The organism is Cobetia sp. UCD-24C, assembly GCF_001306765.1.
Lineage (GTDB): Bacteria > Pseudomonadota > Gammaproteobacteria > Pseudomonadales > Halomonadaceae > Cobetia > Cobetia amphilecti.
The window spans coordinates 61,863-83,232 of record NZ_LJTD01000012.1 but is presented as its reverse complement, the minus strand read 5'-3'; the positions used below and the strand labels follow the sequence as shown (position 1 = coordinate 83,232).

Sequence of the window (21,370 nt, the reverse complement as noted above, 5' to 3'; positions counted from 1 at the left end):
TGTGCTGCTCGTGCCAGTCCCTTTATCAGTACCAGTGACCTGCGTGAACAGAGGTCAGGCTGATAGCGATTCGGGAAACTCTTCGGGCATGTAGGCGACGCCGTCATGAATGCGGTACTGATCGGTGGGGCCCGAGGCCTGGCAGCTGTTGACGCATGCCTGGCTGGCGGGAAGCTGGCGCAGGGGGTAGCGCACACCGGCCTGGCATAGTTCCAGCATTTTCTTGAGCGCGCTGCGCTCACAGTAACCACACAGGCACTCGAGGGCGTTATCGAGGCAGTCTTCTTCGCTCATGCCCGCGCCGTAGATACGATTGTCATCACAGACGACGAATCCGAGAGCGCCGGGGGATGTGGCGGGTGTTGTCATGTCTGCTGCCGTATCAGGTACTGCACTGAGAATGTTGTCAGCCATGATGAACCTCATTGTGATGGGGTATTCCGGCTTCTCCGAGCCAGTCGCTAGCTTGTCTGTCCATGACCCTCTCTGGTCATGCCTCACCCCAGAGTAGACGGCGGTCGTCAAACTGCCATGCAAATCTGTTTGGCGCGTCAAGGACGAACCGATGCTGCGTCAAAAATGTGGCAGAGAAATGACATTCAGGTGACTGCCCGGTTCCCACACCTGGCGGTCTCAGGTTGACTGGCAGCCCAGTGACTGGCGGTAACGTGTGTTGAGCGCCAGCAATATCGCGGCACTTTCGGCATCGAAAGCCCCGCTGATCGCCCCGGGGCGAAAATGTGCCTGGAACGCGGCAATCGACAATTCGGGACGTGCGGCGTCCACCGGATAGCCGTAATGCGTGAGCGCTGTGAGAAGAACCTGCTGTGATGGCAGACCCTCGCTTGCCAGCTGACGCTGGAAGCACAGCACGTCAGAGGCGCGTGGCCAGGCGCCGATGCCGGCGTCATGCAGGCGTTGCCAGGGGAAGCGCGAGCCGGGGTCGGTCTTGCGCTCAGGGGCGATGTCCGAATGCCCGACGACATCCACCGCCTTGATGCCATGGCGCGCAATGATGGGCTTGAGCAGCGTGATCAATGCAGCGATCTGCGCCTCGCTCCACGGCGCGAAGTCACGCGAGGGGGACCAGCGTCTGGCGACCGCCGCCCTGGCATCTTCCTGCTCGCCTGCCTCCAGTGGTACCAATGCCCGCGGCCCGGCATTGACGATCTCGATGCCGATGGAAGTGTCATTGAGGTTGCTGCGCTCACCCCACTGGCTGACGCCGGCATGCCAGGCCCGGCGCGCTTCCGGCACCAGCGGATAGACGCGCGGCAGGCCGGTCTCGGACATCGGCGCCGACAGCAGATAATGCGCGCTGACCTGAGGGCCGGTCAGGCTGATCAGGGAGCCGCGCAGATCATCATCGGTGTAGTGCAACACCAGATGGCGAACCCGCGAATTGCTCTTGCCGTGGGGGGAGAACGTCACCCAGTCGAAGGTATCGCTCCCGTCACCTGCGCCAGAACCCGGCTGGGTGCCACAGCCTGCCAGCAACACAGTGAGCGCGGCAGCGGCCAGCGAGAGCAGACGTTGTGAGAAGAAGCGTGGCGAGCAGGGGCGTGGTGAACAGTAGCGTGGCGTCATTGAGCGGTCATCGTGGTTAAAAAGGAGAGTCTGTATGACAAGACGGTACCGCAACGGGACGGCGGCAGTCGCCTTGCGATGCACGCGACTGCCGGTAGCGAAGCAGGCGGCTCCGGGCGGGGGAGCATCACGCAGACTGGGCCATAACCTGCTGAATTCTCATGACTTGCGGGTTGCAGGATTCGCTCTGCCGCCTCGTGCTCGCATGAGGTATAATCCTGCGCACCTGACCTGACGCTCGCCCCGTGGCGGCGCGATTACCGTGCCTGACAACAGTAATCGCCCCTGTGCCCTGCGCGCCAGTATGTCTGTCTTTCCCATCGCTTGCCCTTGAGGAGCCGATCCTGATGACCGTGATCCGCCAGGATGACCTGATCCAGAGCGTCGCCGACGCGCTGCAGTACATCTCCTACTACCATCCGAAGGATTTCATCGACGCCATGAACGCGGCGTATGAGCGTGAAGAGAATCCTGCCGCCAAGGATGCCATCGCGCAGATCCTGATCAACTCCCGGATGTGTGCCCTGGGTCATCGTCCCATCTGTCAGGACACCGGTATCGTCACCGTCTTCGTTCACGTCGGCATGAACGTGCGCTTCGAGGCCGACATGAGCCTGGATGACATGGTCAACGAAGGCGTGCGTCGCGCCTATCTGCTGCCGGACAACGTGCTGCGCGCCTCCGTGCTGGCAGACCCGGACGGCAAGCGTGCCAACACCAAGGACAACACGCCGGCCATCATCCACCACAAGCTGGTGCCGGGTGACAGCGTCGAGATCCACGTCGCGGCCAAGGGCGGCGGCAGCGAAGCCAAGTCCAAGTTCGCGATGCTCAACCCGTCCGACTCCGTAGTCGACTGGGTGCTGGAGCAGATTCCGAAGATGGGTGCTGGCTGGTGTCCGCCCGGCATGCTGGGTATCGGCATCGGCGGTACCGCCGAGAAGGCGATGCAGCTGGCCAAGGAGTCCCTGCTCGAGCCGATCGATATCCAGGAGCTGCAGGCGCGTGGTGCCTCCAACCGCGCCGAAGAGATCCGTCTCGAGCTGTTCGAGAAGGTCAACGCCACTGGCGTCGGTGCCCAGGGCCTCGGCGGCCTGACCACCGTGCTCGACATCAAGGTCATGGATTACCCGACCCACGCGGCCAACAAGCCGGTGGCGATCATCCCGAACTGCGCGGCGACCCGTCACGTGCACTTCACCCTGGATGGCAGCGGTGTGGCAGAACTGCCGGCACCCAAGCTCGAGGACTGGCCGGAAATCACCCGTGAAGCAGGCGACAGCGTCAAGCGTGTCAACCTCGACACCGTGACGCCTGAGGAAGTGCAGAGCTGGCAGCCGGGCGACACCCTGCTGCTCAACGGCAAGCTGCTGACCGGCCGTGATGCCGCTCACAAGCGTATGACCGAGATGCTGGCACGCGGCGAGCAGCTGCCGGTCGACCTCAAGGGGCGCTTCATCTATTACGTCGGCCCGGTTGACCCGATCCGTGACGAAGTCGTCGGTCCGGCTGGCCCGACCACCGCGACCCGTATGGACAAGTTCACGCGCACGCTGCTGGAAGAGACCGGCCTCTTGGGCATGGTCGGCAAGGCAGAGCGTGGCCCGACCGCGATCGACGCCATCCGCGACAACAAGTCCAGCTACCTGATGGCCGTTGGCGGCGCTGCCTACCTGGTCGCCCAGGCGATCAAGAAGTCACGTGTGCTGGCGTTTGAAGACCTGGGCATGGAAGCGATCTACGAATTCGAGGTCGAAGACATGCCGGTGACCGTGGCCGTCGACAGCGCGGGCGTCTCCGTGCACCAGACGGGCCCGGCCAAGTGGAAGGAAATCATCGCCAGCCGCGCCTGATGACGGCCGAGTGATGAATCGTCACGTCCTGTGGCATGCGTCCTTGTGGCAAGTGTCCTTGTGAGATGACCTGAAGAACCCCGCCCTTGATCATTCATCGGCGGGGTTCTTGGCTTTGCGGCGCTCAAGACATTTTCTCGAGCGCCAATGCAACGGCATCGTCGTGCGCGCTGCTGTGGCATACTCTGGCAACCCTGACGCCTGCAATGGAGTTGCAATGACCGCCTGGCTACTCGGCTTTCTACTGCTGACCAGTCATATCCTCGGTGCCATGTCTGCCGTCATGGCCCTGATGTCGAGCCGCACTTCACAAGGGGCGATCGCCTGGATTCTGTGTCTGCTGACGTTCCCCTATGTGGCGCTGCCACTGTACTGGGTGTTCGGACGTCCACGCTTCTATGGTTACGTCAGCGCTCGTGAGGAGCGCGATTCGACTATGCGCCGCGTGCTGATGCGCTTTCGGCCCAAGCTTTCGCCGTGGCTGTCACGCCCACTGGGCGGCAACCCCACCCATCTGGATGCCATCGAGCGTCTGGCGATGATGCCGGTCACCACCGGCAACCGCGCCAAGTTGCTGATCAATGGCGAGCACACCTTCGATGCGCTGTTTCACGCCATCGACGCCGCCGAGGATTACATCCTGATCCAGTTCTTCATCGTGCGTAACGATGAGCTGGGGGTGCGCCTCAAGCAGAAGTTGATGCGCCGCGCCGAACGCGGCGTGCGGGTCTGTTTCCTGTATGACGAGATCGGCTCGCGCAAGCTGCCCGATGGCTATCTGAATGATCTGCTGGAGTCGGGGTGTGAGGTCAGCGCCTTCAATTCCTCGCGTGGCTGGCGCCATCGCTTCCAGATCAACTTCCGCAATCACCGCAAGATCACCGTCATCGATGGCCGCGTCGGCTTCGTCGGCGGGCTGAATGTCGGCAACGAATATCTGGGCCATTCCGAACGCTATGGCGCCTGGCGTGATACCCACCTCAAGCTAGAGGGGCCCAGCGTGATGGGCCTGCAGGAAGCCTTCTGGGAAGACTGGCACTGGGCAACCGGTGAGGTGCTGTCACTCGAATGGCAGCCGCAGATCAGCTGTGACGAATGTCAGCATGTGGTGATCGTGCCCTCCGGCCCGGCGGACCGCCGCGAGACGGCCAGCCTGCTGGTGCAGCAGGCGATTCACTCCTCGGTCAGTCGCATCTGGATCACCAGCCCCTATTTCGTGCCGGACCAGGGCGTGCAGGATGCGCTCAAGATCGCGGCGCTGCGTGGGGTGGATGTGCGGGTGATGATTCCTGAGCGTCCCGATCACCTGCTGGTGTTCCTGTCGGCGTTCTCGTTCCTGTCCGAGATGATTCGCTCCGGCGTGCGTGTCTTCCGCTATCAGCCAGGCTTTTTGCATCAGAAGGTGATGTTGATGGACAGCCATACGGCGACCATCGGCACCGTCAATCTCGACAATCGCTCCTTCCGCCTCAACTTCGAGATCACGGCGTTCGTGCCTGATCACCAGTTCGCCTCGGAAGTGGAGGCGATGCTCGAGGAAGACTTCCGCCACTGCCGTGAAATCAGCTGCGAAGAGCTGGATGCGCGGCCGATGTGGCGCAAGCTGGTCTCGCGCGCGGCCTATCTGCTGGCACCCATCCAGTAAGCAGCACTCTATATGCAAAGCCCTGCATGCAAAGCCCTGCATGCGACAAGCGCCTGCCGAACTGAGCAAAACTCGCTCGGCAGGTCTTGCCAATCGCCGCGCCAACAGGCATCTTCTCGCTATAACTGATCGCCTTCTTATTTCTGTATGGAATAAAGTGAGAGCCTTGAGGTGCTTCACGTGCCATGCACGCGAAGCGCCATCGAGGCCGGCGACTTCATGATTCAGCGCTGAGACCTGCCATGACTGCTCAAGACTCCACCGCTAGCACTGCGCCTTCCATCGACTACCAATTTCGCGATGATGCGGATGTGATCGCCTTCGCGCGCCAGCATGTCGGCGCACGCTATCCGGCCTTCGCGACCGCCGAAGAACTTCAGGTCGAAGAGATCGGCGATGGCAACATCAACTATGTCTATCGCGTCTGTACGCCGGACCGCTCCGCCTCGGTGATCGTCAAGCAGGGCCTGCCCTGGGTGCGCATCATCGGCGAAAGCTGGCCGCTGTCGCTGGTGCGTGTACGCATCGAGGCGGAAACCCTGCAATTCGAGGCCGACTGCGCGCCGGACCTGGTACCGGCGCTTCATCACTTCGATGAAGCTCGCTCGGCGATCGTGATGGAAGATATCGGCGATCACCGCAATCTGCGCCATGCCTTCCTGGAGCGCGCGTCATTGCCGCAGCTGGGCGAGCAGATGGGGCGGTTTCTGGCCACCACGCTGTATCGCAGCAGCGATCTGGCACTCGATGCCCACGACAAGAAGGCACGCGTCGCACGCTTCATCAATCCTGATCAGTGCAAGATCACCGAAGACCTGTTCTTCATCGATCCGTTCTGCGATCACGAGCGCAACAGCATCAATCCGGCGCTGCGCGCGGATGCTGAAGCCCTGTGGCAGGACGCCGCCCTGAAGGTCGAAGTGGCGGAGCTCAAGCAGCGTTTCCTGTCCGCGCCCGAGGCGCTGCTGCATGGCGATCTGCATGCCGGCTCGATCTTCGTGCGGGAAGACAGTACCAAGGTCATTGATCCGGAATTCGGCTTCTTCGGCCCGGCGGGCTTCGATATCGGCAGCTGGCTGGCAGCACTGTGGCTGGCGGCCTGCGCGCATACCGAACTTGAGGGCGAGCAGGGCGACAAGCGTGACTATGTGGCGCAGCTGCGCGCCCAGGCGGTCGCCAGCTGGGAAAGCTTCGCTCGTGAGTATCGTGAGCAGGCCGCCCACACGCCGGATGCCAGCTTCGCTGCGCCGGGCGTGGCAGAGCGTCTGTTGGCTCGCATGTTGCGTGATGCGCTGGGCTACGCCGGTTGTGAGCTGATCCGCCGCACCGTGGGGCTTGCGCATATTCTGGAACTCGAATCCATCAGCGATGAGACCACCCGCGCGCGTGCCGAGCGGCGGGCGCTGGCACTCGGGCGCGAGTTGATCATGGCGCGCGAAAGCCTGGGCGATATCGAGGCCATCGATGCCCTGGTGGCGCGTCACCTCGTCTGAGGTGATTGGCGCGCCAGGCAGGAGTCGGGCGTTCAGGGCCCGGCTAGGGTAGACTCTGCGCTCCGCACCCACGCGCTTGCCCTGTCACGCGCGTGGTTCAGTCGAGGAGCATGGTGCTTTATCGGCAGAGTGTCTTCCTGCCATCGCCTTTCCAAGACGTCTGCCTTTTCAAGAAGAGATTTTCATGGCCCTGTCTTCCACGCCTTACAAGGTGGATCTGTCGCTGACCGACCTGGATCGCGGCGTCTACGAGACCCTGCGCTTCACCGTGGCTCGTCATCCCTCCGAAACCGAACTGCGTCTCTGCGTGCGTCTGCTGGGTCACGCCCTGTGGTACAGCGAGAACATCGCGTTCGGTCGCGGCCTGTCCGATGTCGATGAACCGGCGCTGTGGGAAAAGAGCCTCGATGGCCGTGTCCTGCACTGGATCGAAGTCGGTCAGCCGGATGCCGAGCGCCTGACCTGGTGCTCGCGACGCACCGAGCGTACCTCGCTGCTGGCCTATGGCAGCCTGCGTGTGTGGGAAACCAAGGTCGTGCCGGCGGTGGCGGGGCTTTCCAATCTCAACATCGCGGCCGTGCCGGAAGGTTCGCTGGACGCCATCACCGAGTCGCTGCCACGCAACATCAAGTGGACCGTGATGATCTCCGAAGGCACCATCTTCATCACCGATGACAATGGCCAGCACGAGATCAACCTCGAGTGGCTGAAGGGCGAGCGCTGAGCGATAGCGTTTGCTTGATGTCATGTGGTACACGAAACGCCCCCGCAAGCCATGCTTGCGGGGGCGTTGTCGTTGGGGAGGGCTCAGCCGGAGCGGCTGTCGTGATCGAGGCTGATTCGGTCTGGCCGGGGTTCAGATGACGCTCAGGTCCTTGTCGACCATCAGGCGGCCTCGGCCATTTTCCTTGGCGTGGTAGAGGGCGTCATCGCTGCGCTTGACCCAGCTCGACAGGGTGTCGTCGGGGTGCAATTCGCTGGCGCCGGTGCTGAAGAGGATCACGCCGTGCAGCAGGGGAGAGGCTTCGCAGCGCTCCCGCAGGCATCTGTCGAACTGGCGAGCCGTCGCCAGGGTGCCGGGAATCAGGATCATGAACTCCTCGCCGCCATAGCGTCCCGCTTCCCCCGAGAATTCCTGCGTCAGCTGGCTGACATGGCGTGAGAACTCTTCCAGTACCGTGTCGCCATACGGATGCCCGTGGTTGTCATTGATCATCTTGAAGTGATCCAGATCGCAGATCAGCAGGCAGGCGCTTTGCGAACGCCTGATCCAGGCTTCGGCCTGTTCATGGATGGCCCGGTGATTGTAGAGGCCGGTCAGACTATCCAGCAGACTGAGGCGCTCGAGCCGTGCCGCATAGGCATTGGCGATATCGCGCTCTTCATGGATGCGTCGGGCGTAGCCTGCGATCACCACGCTGAGCAGCCCGAAGGCCAGCGTGTAGCTGAAGCCCATATCGAGAAAACGCATGCCTTCGGAGGCATAGCGGCTGACCAGCCCCGGCCTTGCATGTTCAAAGGCCAGCAGTGCCCACGGCATGAACATCAGGCCGATGATGATGATGCCTCGGCGTCTGGGATTGGCGGGCAGTACCGCCAGCACATACGCCGACGCCATCAGGTAGAACAGCAGGGTCGGGCCGGTCGCGCCATGATTGAACAGCCAGTTGCCTGGCAGCATCACGAAGGTGACCAGCGCACAGAACAGCCAGGCCATGCGCTGGAACTCACCATGAAAGCGCGAGCGATACCACATCAGGGCGATGAACGCGCTGGTGATGACCAGCACGATGTTGTACGCCGGCAGGGTGAGGTCCAGCAGGGAATTGAAGAGGGCCGAAATCAACCCGATGAAGAATGCGGAGACGAGAAAGCCATGATGGAGTATCTCGCGGGCGGAGCCGGTCTTGCCGACCAGCCAACGCCAGGAGGTAACTATCAATTTCAATGGGCTGACCATGTGACCTCGGGCATCGAGATGTCAGTGCACTCCAGGCACCAACCGGGAAAGGCTGGATGATACACCACCTCATCATCAGCCACAGCTCGCCAGAGCCAACGAAAGGCGCGCAAACCCTATGCTAACGCATAGTGGGTCAGAACTTTCCTGATATATCACTTCGCGCAATGACGTGGGTCACTCTTGCGTGTGATGCGCAATATATTGCCTGTTCGACGCTGGCGCGATCACTCCTGATGCCTTCCCAATGATTTGCGTCGCCGCGCCGTTACTTCCAGGGCGTGTAGCGGTAGCTGTCGGGGTCGTTGGCATCCGGGCTGTCGGCTTCCTTGAGGCGCACGAGGGTATTGCCATCGTCATCCTCTTCGACTCCCGTCACTGTCACCGGAAAGTTGGGCGACAGGGCATCGAGTGCCGGCCATTGCCCCTTGGTGATCTGGCTGCCGGCGGCAGGGACGCTGTCGGCGCTGACCTTGATGGGGTCACCGCTGACGCTGGTGCCGCCCTTGAGCGTGGTGGTAAGCGTGAATTGGATCATCAGTCGCGAACTCCTCTGGACGATTGTCGTTCATGGGGCGTTGCATTCGAAGGTGCGCAATGAATGCCTGCTTCATGAACATGCGTCGCACCCGGGCATTTTGCAATGCCGGCAGCGGATTCAGGCGTCACTGCGACACCAGATCACGACGCAGGTAAAGAAATGTGAGATTCCTGCTTTTCTTTTTGAGATCAATGCGGTACATTACGTCTCGTCTTGAGGGGGAAGCTCTTCGAGACACTGTCGGGACGTGGCGCAGCTTGGTAGCGCGCTGCAATGGGGTTGCAGAGGTCGCAGGTTCGAATCCTGTCGTCCCGACCAGATTCAAGTGAAAAGGCCATCCGGAAACGGATGGCCTTTTTGCGTTTTCGCATGCCCGAAAGATACCTGCCTCTTCATTATTCGCGCTGCGCTCTTCATTTTTATTCTCCGCTCTTCTGTACCATTCTCTGCGCTCCTCACTTCCATCCTTCATTTCCTTTCTTGCGACAACCAGCCTGCCTCGCGCATCTCGCCTTCGCCCGTATTGCTCACTTTCCTGGCCCCTCAGCTCAATCAGCGCTGTGCTCGCGCAAGTACTTTTGCGTTGATCCAGGCAGATGCCTCTGACATATGACCCTGAAAACGCTGCCTATTGAGTTGATGTGGATCAATTTTCTGTCGGTTCGAAGGGCAGGGCAGGCAGGATGAGTTCTCTAAGCATGTAAGTATTAGAGTTTTCGTATATACTGCGCCAGTCGATATTGGGGGGGTGATAATGAAAATCATAGACATTTACACGGCATCTCGATTCAATCCCGAACGATCCATCCTCAGAGAACAGCTGGGCGGAGGCTATGTGGTGCAGACCTGCGCCGTGGCCGCCGAGAACTTCTGCTTCGAGGTCTCTCAGGCGCGCCATTTCATCCTGGGGTTTGAGGTCGCGGGTGCACGCAGTGCTGAATTTCTGTCGATCATCACCGAGGATTACGTCTTCCAGCATCCCGGCATTCGCCCGGATACGCTCTCGGCTTACCTGCAGGATCGCGCCCGACATCCACTGCGTCGTCGCGCAGCCTCTGCGCCTTCCGCCACTGCGTCGGGCGCCGCACGGCGCAGTGTCACCAGCATTGCCGTTGGCTGATGATGCTTGAGGCAACGCTCTTCAGCGAATGTCGTTGCACCCTGCTGAGGTGAAAATCAGGCCAGAAGCAGGCAAGAGACAGGCAAGAGGCAGGCGCGTGCAGGGCTAGCGAGACAGCCAGAAAGACAGTCAGTAAGACTATAAAGACAAGAAAAATTAGAACGGCAAGGAAGGGTAGAACGCAGTGCTGGGGAAGGGGAGCTGTTCAGAGAAGGCTGCGCAGGTTTTTCACTTTTTACGGCGCATAATTTTCGGCACGGGCTTTTGCGGCACACACTTTTTACGACGTTCACTTTTCGCCGTGCATTTGCTCTTCGTCGTGTATTTGCGCGCCCCATGTATTCGCAGGGCGCGCGCAGGGTCACGTTCTGGCCCGATAGCGCCTGAGCGCCCAGACCGTAGTGGCGAGGCTCAGACAGCAGAGCAGCGGCAGGGCGACATCGAGACAGGAATCCAGGTTCCAGTGTTGCAGCAGGCCGTAGTCCCAGCGCTCCGCCTTGGGGCCGTCGCCCTTGTATTCGTGCTGAGCGATCTCGCGGCCCAGAAACAGGGCCACGGCGATGGCACCTGCCGACCACACGCCAAACAGCGGCCATAGCGCCAGCTGGATCAGCATGGCGATCACGCCATGCTGAACGGCACTGCCCAGAATCTCGGCCGTCATATCTCAGCCATCATGCTGCAGGCCCTCATCCCGCGACCGTCATTTCTCGGCCCTGGTTGTTCGATCAAGCTTGCGCCTCTCACGCATAGCCGAGCGCCTTCTGCAGGCGCTCGGCGTTGTCGGCCACCCACTGGGCATTGATCGGCCCCCAGTCACGAATCACGTAGTGGCCGATATTGTTGCGCTGGCCTTCCTCGCGCTGGAATTCACAGACGATCTCGAGCTCACCCAGGGCAGTGATGGTGTCCTGGGCGGTGCGCCGCGGCATGCCGGTGGCCGCGATGATGGCCGGTACGCTGGCGATGTCATGCGCGATGAGGTGGGCCACGAACAGGCGTCGATAGAAGCTCGTCTGGGTCTTGCTCAGCGGGATGTCGGACATGGGGGCTCCATACGGCGAAGAAGGGGGCTGTCGAGAGGTGATCAGTGGCTCAGGGTGTAGTCGATGGTGGTCACGACTCTGACTTTCTTGATGTCCGGGGTATAGCTGTCGAGGTCCGAGATCGAGAAATAGCCCTGGCTGGCATGCTTGATGTGACCCACCGTACTGCCGGAATCCTCCGCGAACTGCTGGGCGGCGCGTCGGGCATCCGCGGTCGCGGCCGCGATCATGTCGGGCTTGATGGCTTCAAGCCCCGTGAACAGGAATTCGGTGCGATAGGCATAGTCAGCCGACAGCAGGATACCCTCGCGCACCAGCTCGCCAGTCAGCGAGGCACTCTGCTTGACGAGGTCGACCTTGGGCGAGCGCACCAGCACCGTGGCTTCGGCGCGATAGCGCTCATCCGGGCGCTGAGCGTTGTAGCTGTTGGCGTAGAGGTCAGTCACCTGGGGAGAGGTCACGCTGACCTGATCGGCGGGGAAGCCTCGGGCGGTAAGAAAGGCGCGAATCTTGCGCTCATCATTGGCCAGCGCCTCATGAAGCCCGGTCAGCTGATTGGCATTGACGCTGAAGTGCAGCGGCCAGAGGGCCAGGTCGGCCTTGACCTCACGCTCCGCGAGCCCCTTGACGGTGACCACGCGGCTGGAAGATTCCCACACCTGCGCGGCCTGCTTGAGATAGCTGCCACTCCAGACCATTCCCAGGGCCAGCAGGCCGCCCAGCACGGCCGAGCTGATGATGTTGCGCATGAATTGTCGTCCCTGACGTGAGCTGTGAGCTGGCCGCCGCCTGCGGCGGGGTCAGTCCTGTACCTTGCCGCGCATGGCCTTGATCTTGCCCTTGCGCGTCTTGCTGTCGACGCGGCGACGCTTGGCGCCCTTGCTGGGCGCTGTCGCACGGCGCGCCTTCTGTACCTTGACGGCTTCCAGAATCATCGCCTTGAGGCGCGCCAGCGCATCTTCCTTGTTCAGCTCGAGGGTGCGATGGCTCTGCGCCTTGATGATGATGACGCCTTCCTTGCTGATGCGCTGATCCGACAGTTGCATCAGGCGCTCCTTGTAGAAGCCGGGCAGCGTCGAGCGCTGCACATCGAAGCGCAGGTGAACGGCGGAGGCGACCTTGTTGACGTTCTGGCCGCCATTGCCCTGGGCGCGAATCTGGGTGAGGTCGATTTCCCAGTCGGCCAGCGCTACCGAATTGGAGATGGTCAGCATATTGAATCTCCTTGTTTTTGGGACTGTGTGGTTTGTCACGCAGGCACAGTCAGTGAAGCGATGGTCCATCTTAGCCTATTCGCGCACTGGCTTCAGAATGGCGGGTGCGTCTGGCCCTTCATTGGGTCAGCTCGCGACGCTGATCGCCTGCCCTCGTGTCACAGCGCAGAGAGCCGTGAGAACTGTCATGAAGAGGAGGCGAGGCGAGGAGGCGAGGCGACGATTTATCCTGATATGGCGTTGAGGGAGGGTGAGTTCAACTGCGCGCTGCCCGAGATGCTCGAATATCGGGTACTCTGCTGGCTGCGTCTTGCGTCAAGTCTCTCTACTTTGCTTAGCCCCTCTCCCATCCTCTGCAGAGCGCCTCATGGATATCCCGCATCAGCGTCTCGTCTATTTTCAGGTCACCGTCGAAGCCGGCTCCATTCGGCGTGCCGCCGCGCGTCTGAACATCGCCCCCTCGGCTGTCAGTCGTCAGATAGGTCTGCTCGAAGAGGCCATGGCCGCCTCGCTCATCGAGCGCACCCGTGACGGCGTGCAGCCGACGCGAGTCGGCGAGATGCTGCTGGATTACATCCTGCAGCGAGAGAAGCTCGACCAGCACCTCGGCGAACGCCTCGATGCCTATCAGCGGCTGGAAACCGGGGAAATTCGCCTGATCATCGGCGAAGGCTTCGTCGGCGATATCATCAACAGTCCGCTGCGCGCCTTTCGCAAGCAGTACCCCGGCATCACGCTCAAGGTCGATACTGGCAGCATGCAGAGCATCATCGACAGCGTGATCGAGGATGAGGCGGATATCGGCCTGATGTATCACGAGCGGGTCCATCCCCAGCTGCGTTTCTGGCATTCAAGCCCGCAGCCGCTGGTGGCCATCATGTCGCCGGAGCATCCGCTGGCGAGCGAGACCCATGCGCTGACGCTCGAGGAAGTGGCGCAGCATCCCATGGCGCTGTGGGGGCCGAGCCACGGCGTGCGTCAGCTGATGGACGATGGTTTTCGTGAGGCAGGGGTGCGCCCGCATATGGTGGTGCAGACCAATTCCATGGAGGTGCTCAAGCAGGCGGCGCGCTCCGAGCTGTGCATCACGCTGTTGCCGGCCTTCGCCGCGGCGCGTGAGCTCCAGGAGGGCGTGTTGATCGCGCGGGATGTGGAGTGCGCCAGCTTCCGTCAGGCCCGCGCGCATATCATCACGCGGGTCGGGCGGCGTATGCCGCGTGCCAGCCTGCAGTTGCTGCGCCATCTCGAACGCTGGATCGCGGCGTTCAGCGGTCCGCGTCAGGAAGCGCGCTGATAGCAAGGGCTTGTGGTCTAGGGGCTCTGGTTTCGGTCAGTCGCGGCGGGGGCAGCTGGGCGGGCACCTTGCTAAGCCAGCGATCGCACAGATGATGGAGATCATCCTCGTCCGCCGGACACAGCTCCGGCGGCTGACAGCGCTCGAAGACTGCCTTCATCAAGCCTTCCGGCAGGTTGAGCGTGGTGACGAAACTGCGTGCCAGGCGCAGGTCGCGGCGCAGCTGACCGGTGGAGATCCCCGAGTCATAGCGGCCCGGCAGCACCCAGCGCGGAAAATTCACCTCGCTCACGGCACTGCGCCCGGCGCCCAGGTTGATGGCATCGATGCACGCCTGGGGTGTCACCCCCGCGCGATAGGCCATGGCGACCGCCTCTGCAGTGGTGATCAGGTGCGCGGCATGCAGATAATCGCTGGCCAGGGCGGCGGCATGGCCACAGCCGGCGTCCCCGACATGCAGATGCTGCGTGCTGATGATGTCGAGCAGCGCTGTCATGCGCGTCACTGTCGCCTCATCACTGCCGATCAACAGCGTCAGGCTGTCATTCGCTTCATCGGCCGGATTGCGACTGGTGGCCGCTTCCAGCCAGTGATGGCCGGCGAGGCGTGTCTGCACGGCCAGTTCGCGGCTGAGCGTGATATCACCACTGCAAAGATCGATCACGGTACTGCCGGGCGGCGCCCTGCGCAGCAGGCCTTGCTTGCCCGTCAGTACCTTCTGCACCTGTTGTGATGTGGCCAGCGCCATCAGGTAGATCTCGGCGCTGAAGGACGAATGACTCGCGACTGGCCCCTCGGGCGCTGCCACTGCCATGACGCCCTCGACTCCGGCATGCGCAAGCGTCTGTATGGCCCGAGTGCCAATGGGCGCATCGCCAATCACGCAGATCTTCATGCTGAGCATTCCTCGAGGGTTTGTTCACCAGGCCTCAGGCGGCGGCCAGCAGCTGACGCACCAGCGACGTCCAGTAGCTGACGCCGATGGGCGTGGCAGCATCATTGAAGTCGTAGTGCGGGTTGTGCAGCGAGGCGCTGTCTTCGCCGTTGCCCAGCCAGATATAGGCGCCCGGACATTCCTGCAGCAGATAGGCGAAGTCTTCCGAGGCCATCGAGGGCGGCAGGTCACGATGGACCCGCTGGATGCTCGGCAACTGCTCGAGAACGCTGGCGCAGCGTTCGGCATGGCCGGGCGCATTGAGCGTCGCGGGATAGCGCGGCTGATAGTCGAAGTTGACCTTGAGACCGTGGAAGGTCGCCATGGCATCGACGGCGTCATGGAAGCGGTGCTGCAGATGCGCGCGCAGTGTCGGGTCGAAGCAGCGCAGGGTGCCGCGCAGTTCGACTTCTTCCGGCATCACGTTGAAGGCGTCGCCGGCATGGAACTGGGTGATGCTGAGAATCGCGGTCTGATGCGCCGGCGTCTCGCGGCTGATCAGCCCCTGCAACTGGGTCACCAGCTGACAGGCCGCCAGGATGGTGTCCTTGCCCAGATGCGGCATGGCGGCGTGGCAGCCGTGACCGCTCAGGGTCAGGGTGAAGACATCGAAGGCCGCCATCACCGCCTCTTCATGCACCGCCGCCTCGCCGAGCGCCAGCCCCGGCCAGTTGTGCAGGCCATAGATGGCATCCATCGGGAACTGCTCGAACAGGCCGTCCTCGACCATGCGGCGCCCGCCGCCTTCGTTCTCCTCGGCCGGCTGGAACACGAACACCACGCGCCCGGCAAAGTCAGGATCGCGCGCCAGTTCACAGGCTGCGCCCAGCAGCATGGTGGTGTGACCATCATGGCCACAGGCATGCATCTTGCCCGGTGTGTGCGAGCAATGTGAGACGGCGTTGGCCTCGGTGACATCCAGCGCATCCATGTCAGCGCGCAGGCCGATGGTCTGGCCCTTGCCCAGCTTGCCGTCGAGCACCGCGATCACGCCGGTCTCGGCAAGTCCCGTGGTGACTTCCAGGCCAGCGGCACGCAGGATCTCGGCGACGCGCGCCGAGGTGCGGTGCTCCTCGAAGGCCGTCTCGGGGTGCTGATGAAACTCATGACGCCAGCTGCGCAGCAGTGCCTCGTCGATCTTGTCGGGTAGTTGCATGCTGAATTCCTGTGGAAACCGACACCCTGGAGTGCCGGCGTGAAAGTGTTGAGAAGGGGGTAGCAAAGTGAGAAGCGAAGGTAATACGAAAGGTAAAGCCCGAAGCCCTAGTGATCAGAGCAGTGCCTGCGCCACGACCGCCGAGCCGATATAGGTGCCAGTGAAGACCAGCAGCGAGATGATCACCAGCTTCCAGCCCGCCTGGCGGAACATGCTGAACTCGCGCTTGCTCAGCGCCAGACCCGCATAGCCGAGCACCGGCGTGACGATGGCGAGGAAGTTGACGAAGCCCAGCTGTTCGGTGATCCAGCCGCTGCCCGGGAACCACGGCAACGTCATCAGGATGCTGACCAGCGACACCCAGGCGATGGCCGGCAGATAGAAGGGCATGATGCGGGCGACCAGCAGGCCGAGCATGGTCATCACGTACAGGATCAGCATGCCGGGGGCGGCGTCGATCAGGCTGGCACCATTGATGGTATTGACCACCCAGCCGACCACGCAGACGGCCGCGACGACCATGGCTGTCTTGCTCAGCTGGTTCTCAGGGCGATCTTCAACCAGCGCGTCTGAGGCAAGCTTGGCTTCCTCGTCATTCATGGCGTCGTCGCTGCCGGCCCGCTTGCGGCTGAAGAAGCGGAACAGGCGCTCGGCAACCGGCAGGGCGATGAACAGCGAGACGTAGAGGCCGGTGGCATAGGTCAACAGGTTGCTGGCGCCGGCGAAGGCCAGCAGCTCTTCGCCCATCTCCGGCAGGGCACCGGCGATGGCGCCGGAACACGCCGCCACCATGCTGCCGCTGCCGACACCGCAGGCCATGGCCAGCGCACGCGGGTCGAAGATGTCCAGTGAGGTCAGATAGCCTGCCATCAGCGCGAACCACAGGGTGCCGAACATGGTGCCCACGACATAGACGCCCATCACGCCGACGCCTTCCGGGCCCTTGAGGCCGTATTTGTCGGAGATGATCGCGATATTGGGCTCACGCGCGATGGAGTAGGTCGCGCCGATCGCCTCGCGGCCCATCTTGAGCACCACCACCGCGATCGGCATCGCGATCAGCATGGTGCCCAGGTTGCCCAGCTCCTGCAGGATCAGCGCCGGCCCCGCCGAGATCAGCTGCTCGATGGCCGGGCCGATGGTGGAACCGAAGCGGGCGATGAACGGCATGATCGACAGCAGGATGACCGGCCCTGCCGCCGCGCTGACCACCGGCGGGATGAAGCGCCTGGTGCCACTGAACAGGTGCGGATTGCACAGTACGGCGGCAATGAAGGCATAGAACAGCGGCAACAGCAGCAAGGTGCCGGGGCCGAGCGGGAACTTGAGAATACCGATCAGTTCGGCGCCGAGAGACAGCACCACGACCAGCAGGTGCAACCGCCAGTCCAGGAGTTGAGAAAGGGGCATGTGGGACTCCGCTTGTTATTGTAGTTTCTTCAGCTGATGAAACGTCTGGAATGCAGCGCCTCGGGGCATGCCCGCGGCTGTCGGCTGCCACCCTCTGTCGGGGCGGTCAGCGCAATCCAGTATTGTCAGGAGCGGTGCTCTAAAGAAACACGGAGGGTGTTCGAAATAATAGCGCGGGTCGTCATTGCCACTGAACCAGGCGCCCACAACGCAGCGACCCGACACGCCGCGGGAGGCGGCGTGTCGGGTCGTCGGGTGTATCGAACGTGTCGAGTGTGTAGAGAGTGTCAGTCGCGGGTGATCACGCGCAACAGCTCATGGCAGGCGCCGAGGCTGTGGTAGTCACACTTGGCACCCGGCGAGCTCTTCAGGTCATCGAAGCGCTGGTTGTCAGCATTCAAAAGGCGATACCAGGCACCGTGCTGGTGGTCGATGAAGTGCTGCCAGGCGTAGCCCCACAGGCGCTCGTACCACTCGGCGTAGTGTGAATCGCCGGTGGCCTCGTGCAGCAGCGCCGCAGCCACCAGGCTCTCGGCCTGCACCCAGAAGTACTTGTCGTCGTCGCAGATGGTGCCATCCGGCGCGAAGCCGTAGTAGATGCCGCCGCGCTCGCTGTCCCAGGCCAGATCCACGGCGGTATCGAACAGACGCTGCGCGGTCGGCAGCAGCCAGTCGTCATCGCGATGACGCTTGAGCATCAGCAGCAGCTTGGCCCACTCCGTCAGGTGCCCCGGCTGGAAGCCCCACGGACGATAGAGGTTCTTGGGGTCGTCGCGGTTGTAGTCCCAGTCGACGTTCCAGTCGCGATCGTAATGCTCCCAGATCAGGCCATCGGCCTTGGCGGCCTGACGCTGGCAGATGTTGCTGGCCAGGGTCATGGCCCGCTCCAGATAGTGCGCCTCGTCGGTGGCCTCGAAGGCGGCCAGCATGGCTTCACAGGCATGCATGTTGGCGTTCTGGCCACGATAGTCGGACAGCGTCTGCCAATCGGCGCTGGCCTCGTCGGCATAGAGCCCCGCCTCTGGCGACCAGAACTTGTCTTCCATCAGCGCACGGGTCTCCTCGAGCCAGCCGCGAGCCTCCTCGATGCCGGCGCGCCAGGCCGTCGCATAGGCCAGCATCACGAACGCCAGGCCGTAGCACTGGTTGGTGTGGTCTGCCTCGCCTTGTTCGCTCAGCGACCACAGATAGCCACCGGTCTGCGGATCGAGATGGACATCGCGCAGGTAGTCGATGCCGTGACGGGTCGCGGCCAGACACTGCTCATCACCGCTGCGCAGATATTCCATCGCGAAGTTGAAGACCATCCGCGTGCTGCTGACCAGATGACGCGCGGCGGGCGCATACACCGTGCCGTCGTCGCGCCAGGCCTGGAAGTAGCCACCGCGCTCATGGTCTATCGCTTTGGGCAGATAGAAGTCCATGATCGAGCGGATGTGCGTGTCCAGAAAGCCGCAGCTGGCGAAAGTCGCCGGCATGGGCGGTACTGCCTGGCGTGACAGCGGTGCCTTTTGCGGTGCCTGCATCAGTTGGGAGGCTTGTTGAGACTGTTGCTGAGAGGCGTGCTGAGTCATCAGGAAGCCTCCACGACGCCGGCTGCCGCCTTGCGGGCAGTGAAGCTCTCCAGCGGGTTGAGCCAGTAGAGGTCCATCGCCGCGGTCCAGGAGAAGTCGCGGCCGCCACAGCCCTCGCCGGTCACCGAGTTGAAGTACTCGTAGTAGCCGGCGGCCTCGATGCACTTCTGGCTGGCCTGCTTGATCTGGTCGGCCTCGCGGGACATGCCATATTCCTCGCAGCCGATGGCCAGCATCCAGTTGATGTGCAGCCAGCTCGGTCCGCGCCAGTAACGCTTCGGCTCGAAGCGGGTGCTGGCCGGATGGGTAGAGGCGACACCGAAGGGCGCCTGTTCCAGCCATTCCTCGAGCAGACCGCCCATGCGCTGCGCCTGGGCGCCGCTGGCGACACCGGCGAACAACGGCAGGATGCCGGCGGTGGTGACGTGCTCCAGCAGCACGTTGGCACGCGCATCACGGCTCAGGAAGCAGCCCAGCTCATCGCTCCACAGCGCCTGCACGCCTTCCTCGGTGCGCGCCAGCGACTGCTTGAGGCTGAAGAGCGCCTCGCCGTGGGTGTTGACCAGGCCCAGACCGGCGGCATCCTCTTCACACAGCGCGATCAGGTCGCGCGTGCCACGGTGCAGGATGGAGATCAGGCTGATGTCCTCGACGCGGTACGGGCAGTCGCGATACAGCACCTCGGCGTCGTGCTCGTTCTGCTGGAAGAACTTCACCAGATAGATGTAGCGATCATATTCGTACTTGTGCGGGCGCTCGGACGGATCGACCAGCCCGGTATCGCGACGCACGTATTCGGCATCGACCGGCGGCACGCCAGCCAGCGGGCCGTCCCACTGGGGGCTGTTGTCCATGCCCGATTCCCATGGGTGATAGCTGCACACGCGGCCGGTATGTTCCGGATCACGATCACGGTAGAACCACAGGTGGTAGCGGATGACGCCGGGCAGGGTGGCGGCCAGCTTTTCCTCGGCAAGCCGGCGGTCACGGCCTTCCTCGAACAGCAGCTTCATGACGCTGGCCAGCACCGGCGGCTGGGAGATGGCGCTGGTCGACGGGCTATGCTTGACGCCCCAGACTTCCGGCCCCGGGAAGTAGGTTTCCGCGTCACCGTGGAAGACGATGTGCGGCACCATGCCGTTGTCCCACTGACCTTCCAGCAGGCGCTCGACCTCACGCCAGGCACGCGCTTCATCACCGGCGGCCAGCCAGCCCAGCGCGGTGATGGCGGCGTCCCAGTTCCACTGGAAGGGGTAGAGGCCACGCGTGGGCACGGTGTAGCCGCCCAGGTCGTTGAGCTTGAGAACGTCGTGAGCGCTGAGCGCGTCGAGCTTGGCATTCATGTAAGTCGGCTCCGTTCGGGATGAAAGGTTTGGGCTGAAAGGTTGGCTAGAGAGGGGTCGGGGTGCCTTACGCCGACATCAGGTGGCCGCTGTGGTCGTAGAAGCGCACCTTCTCGGCCAGCGGGCGGATGTGGATGTCGCTGCCATTGCCGACATCGAGATCGCTCGGCACGTTGACGCGAATCATCTCGTCACCGAAACGCGCGGTCAGCTGCTTGTGCGATCCCAGCAATTCCGAGACCAGTACGCGCACCGGGGCGAAGTTCTCGGTGGGCTCGAAGCGCACCTCGAAGTCCTCGGGGCGGATACCGCACTTGTGCACCTGCTGGCTCGACTGCTCGGAGCGGGTCGGGTGATTCCAGCGTGCATCCGGCGGGATGAAGTTCATCGGCGGGTTGCCGATGAAGCTGCCGACGAATTCGGTCGCCGGGTAGTGGTAGATCTCGGAGGGCGGTGCGTACTGCTCTATCTGGCCACCCTTCATGACCGCGATACGGTCTGCCAGGCTCATGGCCTCGACCTGATCGTGGGTCACGTAGATGGTGGTGGTGTCGGAGGCGGCAAGGATGGTCTTGAGCTCGGCGCGCATCTCCAGACGCAGCAGGGCATCCAGATTCGACAGCGGCTCATCCATCAGCAGCACTTCCGGCTCCATTGCCAGGGCGCGCGCGACCGCGACACGCTGACGCTGACCGCCGGAGAGCTGACCGGAGTAATGATCGAGGCGGTCCTCGATATGCATCAGTGCGGCGGTTTCCTTCACCTTGCGCTGGATATGCGCCTCGCTGTCCTTGCGCACGCGCAGGCCGAAGGCGATGTTCTCCGCCACGGTCATGTGTGGGAAGACGGCGTAGTTCTGGAACACCATCGCGATGCGACGATCGCGCGGTGCCAGCGAGGTGATCTCGCGCTCGCCGATGCGGATCGAGCCGCTGCTCTCGTATTCCAGCCCCGCGATGATGCGCAGCAGGGTGGACTTGCCGCAGCCGGACGGGCCGAGCAGCACGGTGAATTCCTTGTCGCGGATCTCGAGATCGATGGACTTGAGGATTTCCTGCTTGCCGAACTGCTTGCGTACGGCGCTGATTTGGATGGCTGACATGGTCTGACTCCTTTGATCGAGAGCGGCGGCGAGGAAGTGAACTCGCTTGCGAGACGATGAAGATCGCCGCCGGTCATTGGCCTGATGAGCGGGCGTAC

At 62.5% G+C, this 21,370-nt stretch carries 20 protein-coding genes and 1 tRNA gene; 7 read left to right on the top strand and 14 right to left on the bottom strand.

Annotation, left to right across the window (positions count from 1 at the left end):
- Positions 1-54 precede the first annotated feature (54 nt).
- Together AOG28_RS15140 and AOG28_RS15135 are read right to left on the bottom strand one after the other, a co-directional pair.
- Positions 55-414 carry a hypothetical protein gene (locus AOG28_RS15140; protein WP_054556995.1) on the bottom strand — a complete coding sequence of 120 codons (360 nt, stop codon included), beginning with the start codon at positions 412-414 and terminating at the stop codon, positions 55-57.
- 219 nt (positions 415-633) lie between these two features.
- Positions 634-1,587 carry an N-acetylmuramoyl-L-alanine amidase gene (locus tag AOG28_RS15135; RefSeq protein ID WP_054556994.1) on the bottom strand — a complete coding sequence of 318 codons (954 nt, stop codon included), beginning with the start codon at positions 1,585-1,587 and terminating at the stop codon, positions 634-636.
- Positions 1,588-1,934: 347 nt separating this feature from the next.
- On the opposite strand from AOG28_RS15135, the gene AOG28_RS15130 reads away from it, so the two are divergent.
- The 4 genes from AOG28_RS15130 (at position 1,935) to AOG28_RS15115 (ending at position 7,302) form a co-directional block, all read left to right on the top strand.
- A complete protein-coding gene (locus tag AOG28_RS15130) occupies positions 1,935-3,440 on the top strand; it encodes a fumarate hydratase (protein WP_054556993.1) in 1,506 nt (501 codons plus the stop codon).
- 217 nt (positions 3,441-3,657) lie between these two features.
- The gene (gene cls, locus AOG28_RS15125) at positions 3,658-5,085 is read left to right on the top strand and encodes a cardiolipin synthase (protein WP_054556992.1); all 1,428 of its coding nucleotides are present in this window, start codon (positions 3,658-3,660) and stop codon (positions 5,083-5,085) included.
- A 242-nt stretch (positions 5,086-5,327) separates the two neighbouring features.
- The gene (gene mtnK, locus AOG28_RS15120; RefSeq protein WP_054556991.1) at positions 5,328-6,578 is read left to right on the top strand and encodes an S-methyl-5-thioribose kinase; all 1,251 of its coding nucleotides are present in this window, start codon (positions 5,328-5,330) and stop codon (positions 6,576-6,578) included.
- Between the two features lie 184 nt (positions 6,579-6,762).
- Positions 6,763-7,302: a YaeQ family protein gene (locus tag AOG28_RS15115; RefSeq protein ID WP_043336867.1), complete on the top strand. Its 540-nt coding sequence runs from the start codon at positions 6,763-6,765 to the stop codon at positions 7,300-7,302.
- A gap of 132 nt (positions 7,303-7,434) precedes the next feature.
- Here AOG28_RS15115 and AOG28_RS15110 read toward each other — a convergent pair whose 3' ends face one another.
- Together AOG28_RS15110 and AOG28_RS15105 are read right to left on the bottom strand one after the other, a co-directional pair.
- A complete protein-coding gene (locus AOG28_RS15110) occupies positions 7,435-8,538 on the bottom strand; it encodes a GGDEF domain-containing protein (protein ID WP_054556990.1) in 1,104 nt (367 codons plus the stop codon).
- 268 nt (positions 8,539-8,806) lie between these two features.
- Positions 8,807-9,076, bottom strand: a complete 270-nt coding sequence (locus AOG28_RS15105) for a hypothetical protein (protein ID WP_054556989.1) — start codon at positions 9,074-9,076, stop codon at positions 8,807-8,809.
- A gap of 244 nt (positions 9,077-9,320) precedes the next feature.
- Between AOG28_RS15105 and AOG28_RS15100 the strand changes: the two genes are divergently transcribed.
- Together AOG28_RS15100 and AOG28_RS15095 are read left to right on the top strand one after the other, a co-directional pair.
- Positions 9,321-9,397, top strand: a tRNA-Pro gene (locus AOG28_RS15100).
- Between the two features lie 520 nt (positions 9,398-9,917).
- Positions 9,918-10,199, top strand: a complete 282-nt coding sequence (locus AOG28_RS15095; protein WP_152965440.1) for a hypothetical protein — start codon at positions 9,918-9,920, stop codon at positions 10,197-10,199.
- 361 nt (positions 10,200-10,560) lie between these two features.
- Here AOG28_RS15095 and AOG28_RS15090 read toward each other — a convergent pair whose 3' ends face one another.
- From AOG28_RS15090 to arfB, 4 genes are all read right to left on the bottom strand, one after another.
- Positions 10,561-10,863, bottom strand: coding sequence for a hypothetical protein (locus AOG28_RS15090; RefSeq protein ID WP_054556987.1), 303 nt, complete (start codon positions 10,861-10,863; stop codon positions 10,561-10,563).
- Positions 10,864-10,942: 79 nt separating this feature from the next.
- Complete coding sequence (locus AOG28_RS15085) at positions 10,943-11,245, bottom strand: winged helix-turn-helix domain-containing protein (RefSeq protein ID WP_054556986.1); 303 nt, start codon at positions 11,243-11,245, stop codon at positions 10,943-10,945.
- Positions 11,246-11,286: 41 nt separating this feature from the next.
- The gene (locus AOG28_RS15080; protein ID WP_054556985.1) at positions 11,287-11,994 is read right to left on the bottom strand and encodes an SIMPL domain-containing protein; all 708 of its coding nucleotides are present in this window, start codon (positions 11,992-11,994) and stop codon (positions 11,287-11,289) included.
- Positions 11,995-12,045: 51 nt separating this feature from the next.
- On the bottom strand, positions 12,046-12,459 hold the full coding sequence (gene arfB, locus AOG28_RS15075; protein ID WP_043334927.1) for an alternative ribosome rescue aminoacyl-tRNA hydrolase ArfB: 414 nt from the start codon (positions 12,457-12,459) through the stop codon (positions 12,046-12,048).
- Positions 12,460-12,826: 367 nt separating this feature from the next.
- Between arfB and AOG28_RS15070 the strand changes: the two genes are divergently transcribed.
- The gene (locus tag AOG28_RS15070; RefSeq protein ID WP_054556984.1) at positions 12,827-13,753 is read left to right on the top strand and encodes a LysR family transcriptional regulator; all 927 of its coding nucleotides are present in this window, start codon (positions 12,827-12,829) and stop codon (positions 13,751-13,753) included.
- Here AOG28_RS15070 and AOG28_RS15065 read toward each other — a convergent pair.
- The 6 genes from AOG28_RS15065 to AOG28_RS15040 form a co-directional block, all read right to left on the bottom strand.
- Positions 13,725-14,648 (bottom strand): NAD(P)-dependent oxidoreductase, encoded by a 924-nt coding sequence (locus AOG28_RS15065; RefSeq protein WP_054556983.1) that lies wholly within the window; start codon positions 14,646-14,648, stop codon positions 13,725-13,727. The two genes, AOG28_RS15070 and AOG28_RS15065, sit on opposite strands and share 29 nt — an antisense overlap.
- Positions 14,649-14,682: 34 nt before the next feature.
- On the bottom strand, positions 14,683-15,843 hold the full coding sequence (locus AOG28_RS15060; RefSeq protein ID WP_054556982.1) for a M20 aminoacylase family protein: 1,161 nt from the start codon (positions 15,841-15,843) through the stop codon (positions 14,683-14,685).
- Between the two features lie 114 nt (positions 15,844-15,957).
- Positions 15,958-17,253, bottom strand: coding sequence for a DUF3100 domain-containing protein (locus AOG28_RS15055; protein WP_054556981.1), 1,296 nt, complete (start codon positions 17,251-17,253; stop codon positions 15,958-15,960).
- A 287-nt stretch (positions 17,254-17,540) separates the two neighbouring features.
- Positions 17,541-18,827 carry an AGE family epimerase/isomerase gene (locus AOG28_RS15050; protein WP_326998976.1) on the bottom strand — a complete coding sequence of 429 codons (1,287 nt, stop codon included), beginning with the start codon at positions 18,825-18,827 and terminating at the stop codon, positions 17,541-17,543.
- Complete coding sequence (locus AOG28_RS15045; protein ID WP_054556980.1) at positions 18,827-20,170, bottom strand: MGH1-like glycoside hydrolase domain-containing protein; 1,344 nt, start codon at positions 20,168-20,170, stop codon at positions 18,827-18,829. Before AOG28_RS15045 ends, AOG28_RS15050 begins: the two co-directional genes overlap by 1 nt.
- 67 nt (positions 20,171-20,237) lie before the next feature.
- Entirely contained in the window at positions 20,238-21,272 is a 1,035-nt protein-coding gene (locus AOG28_RS15040; protein ID WP_054556979.1) for an ABC transporter ATP-binding protein, read from the bottom strand.
- Positions 21,273-21,370: the final 98 nt, after the last annotated feature.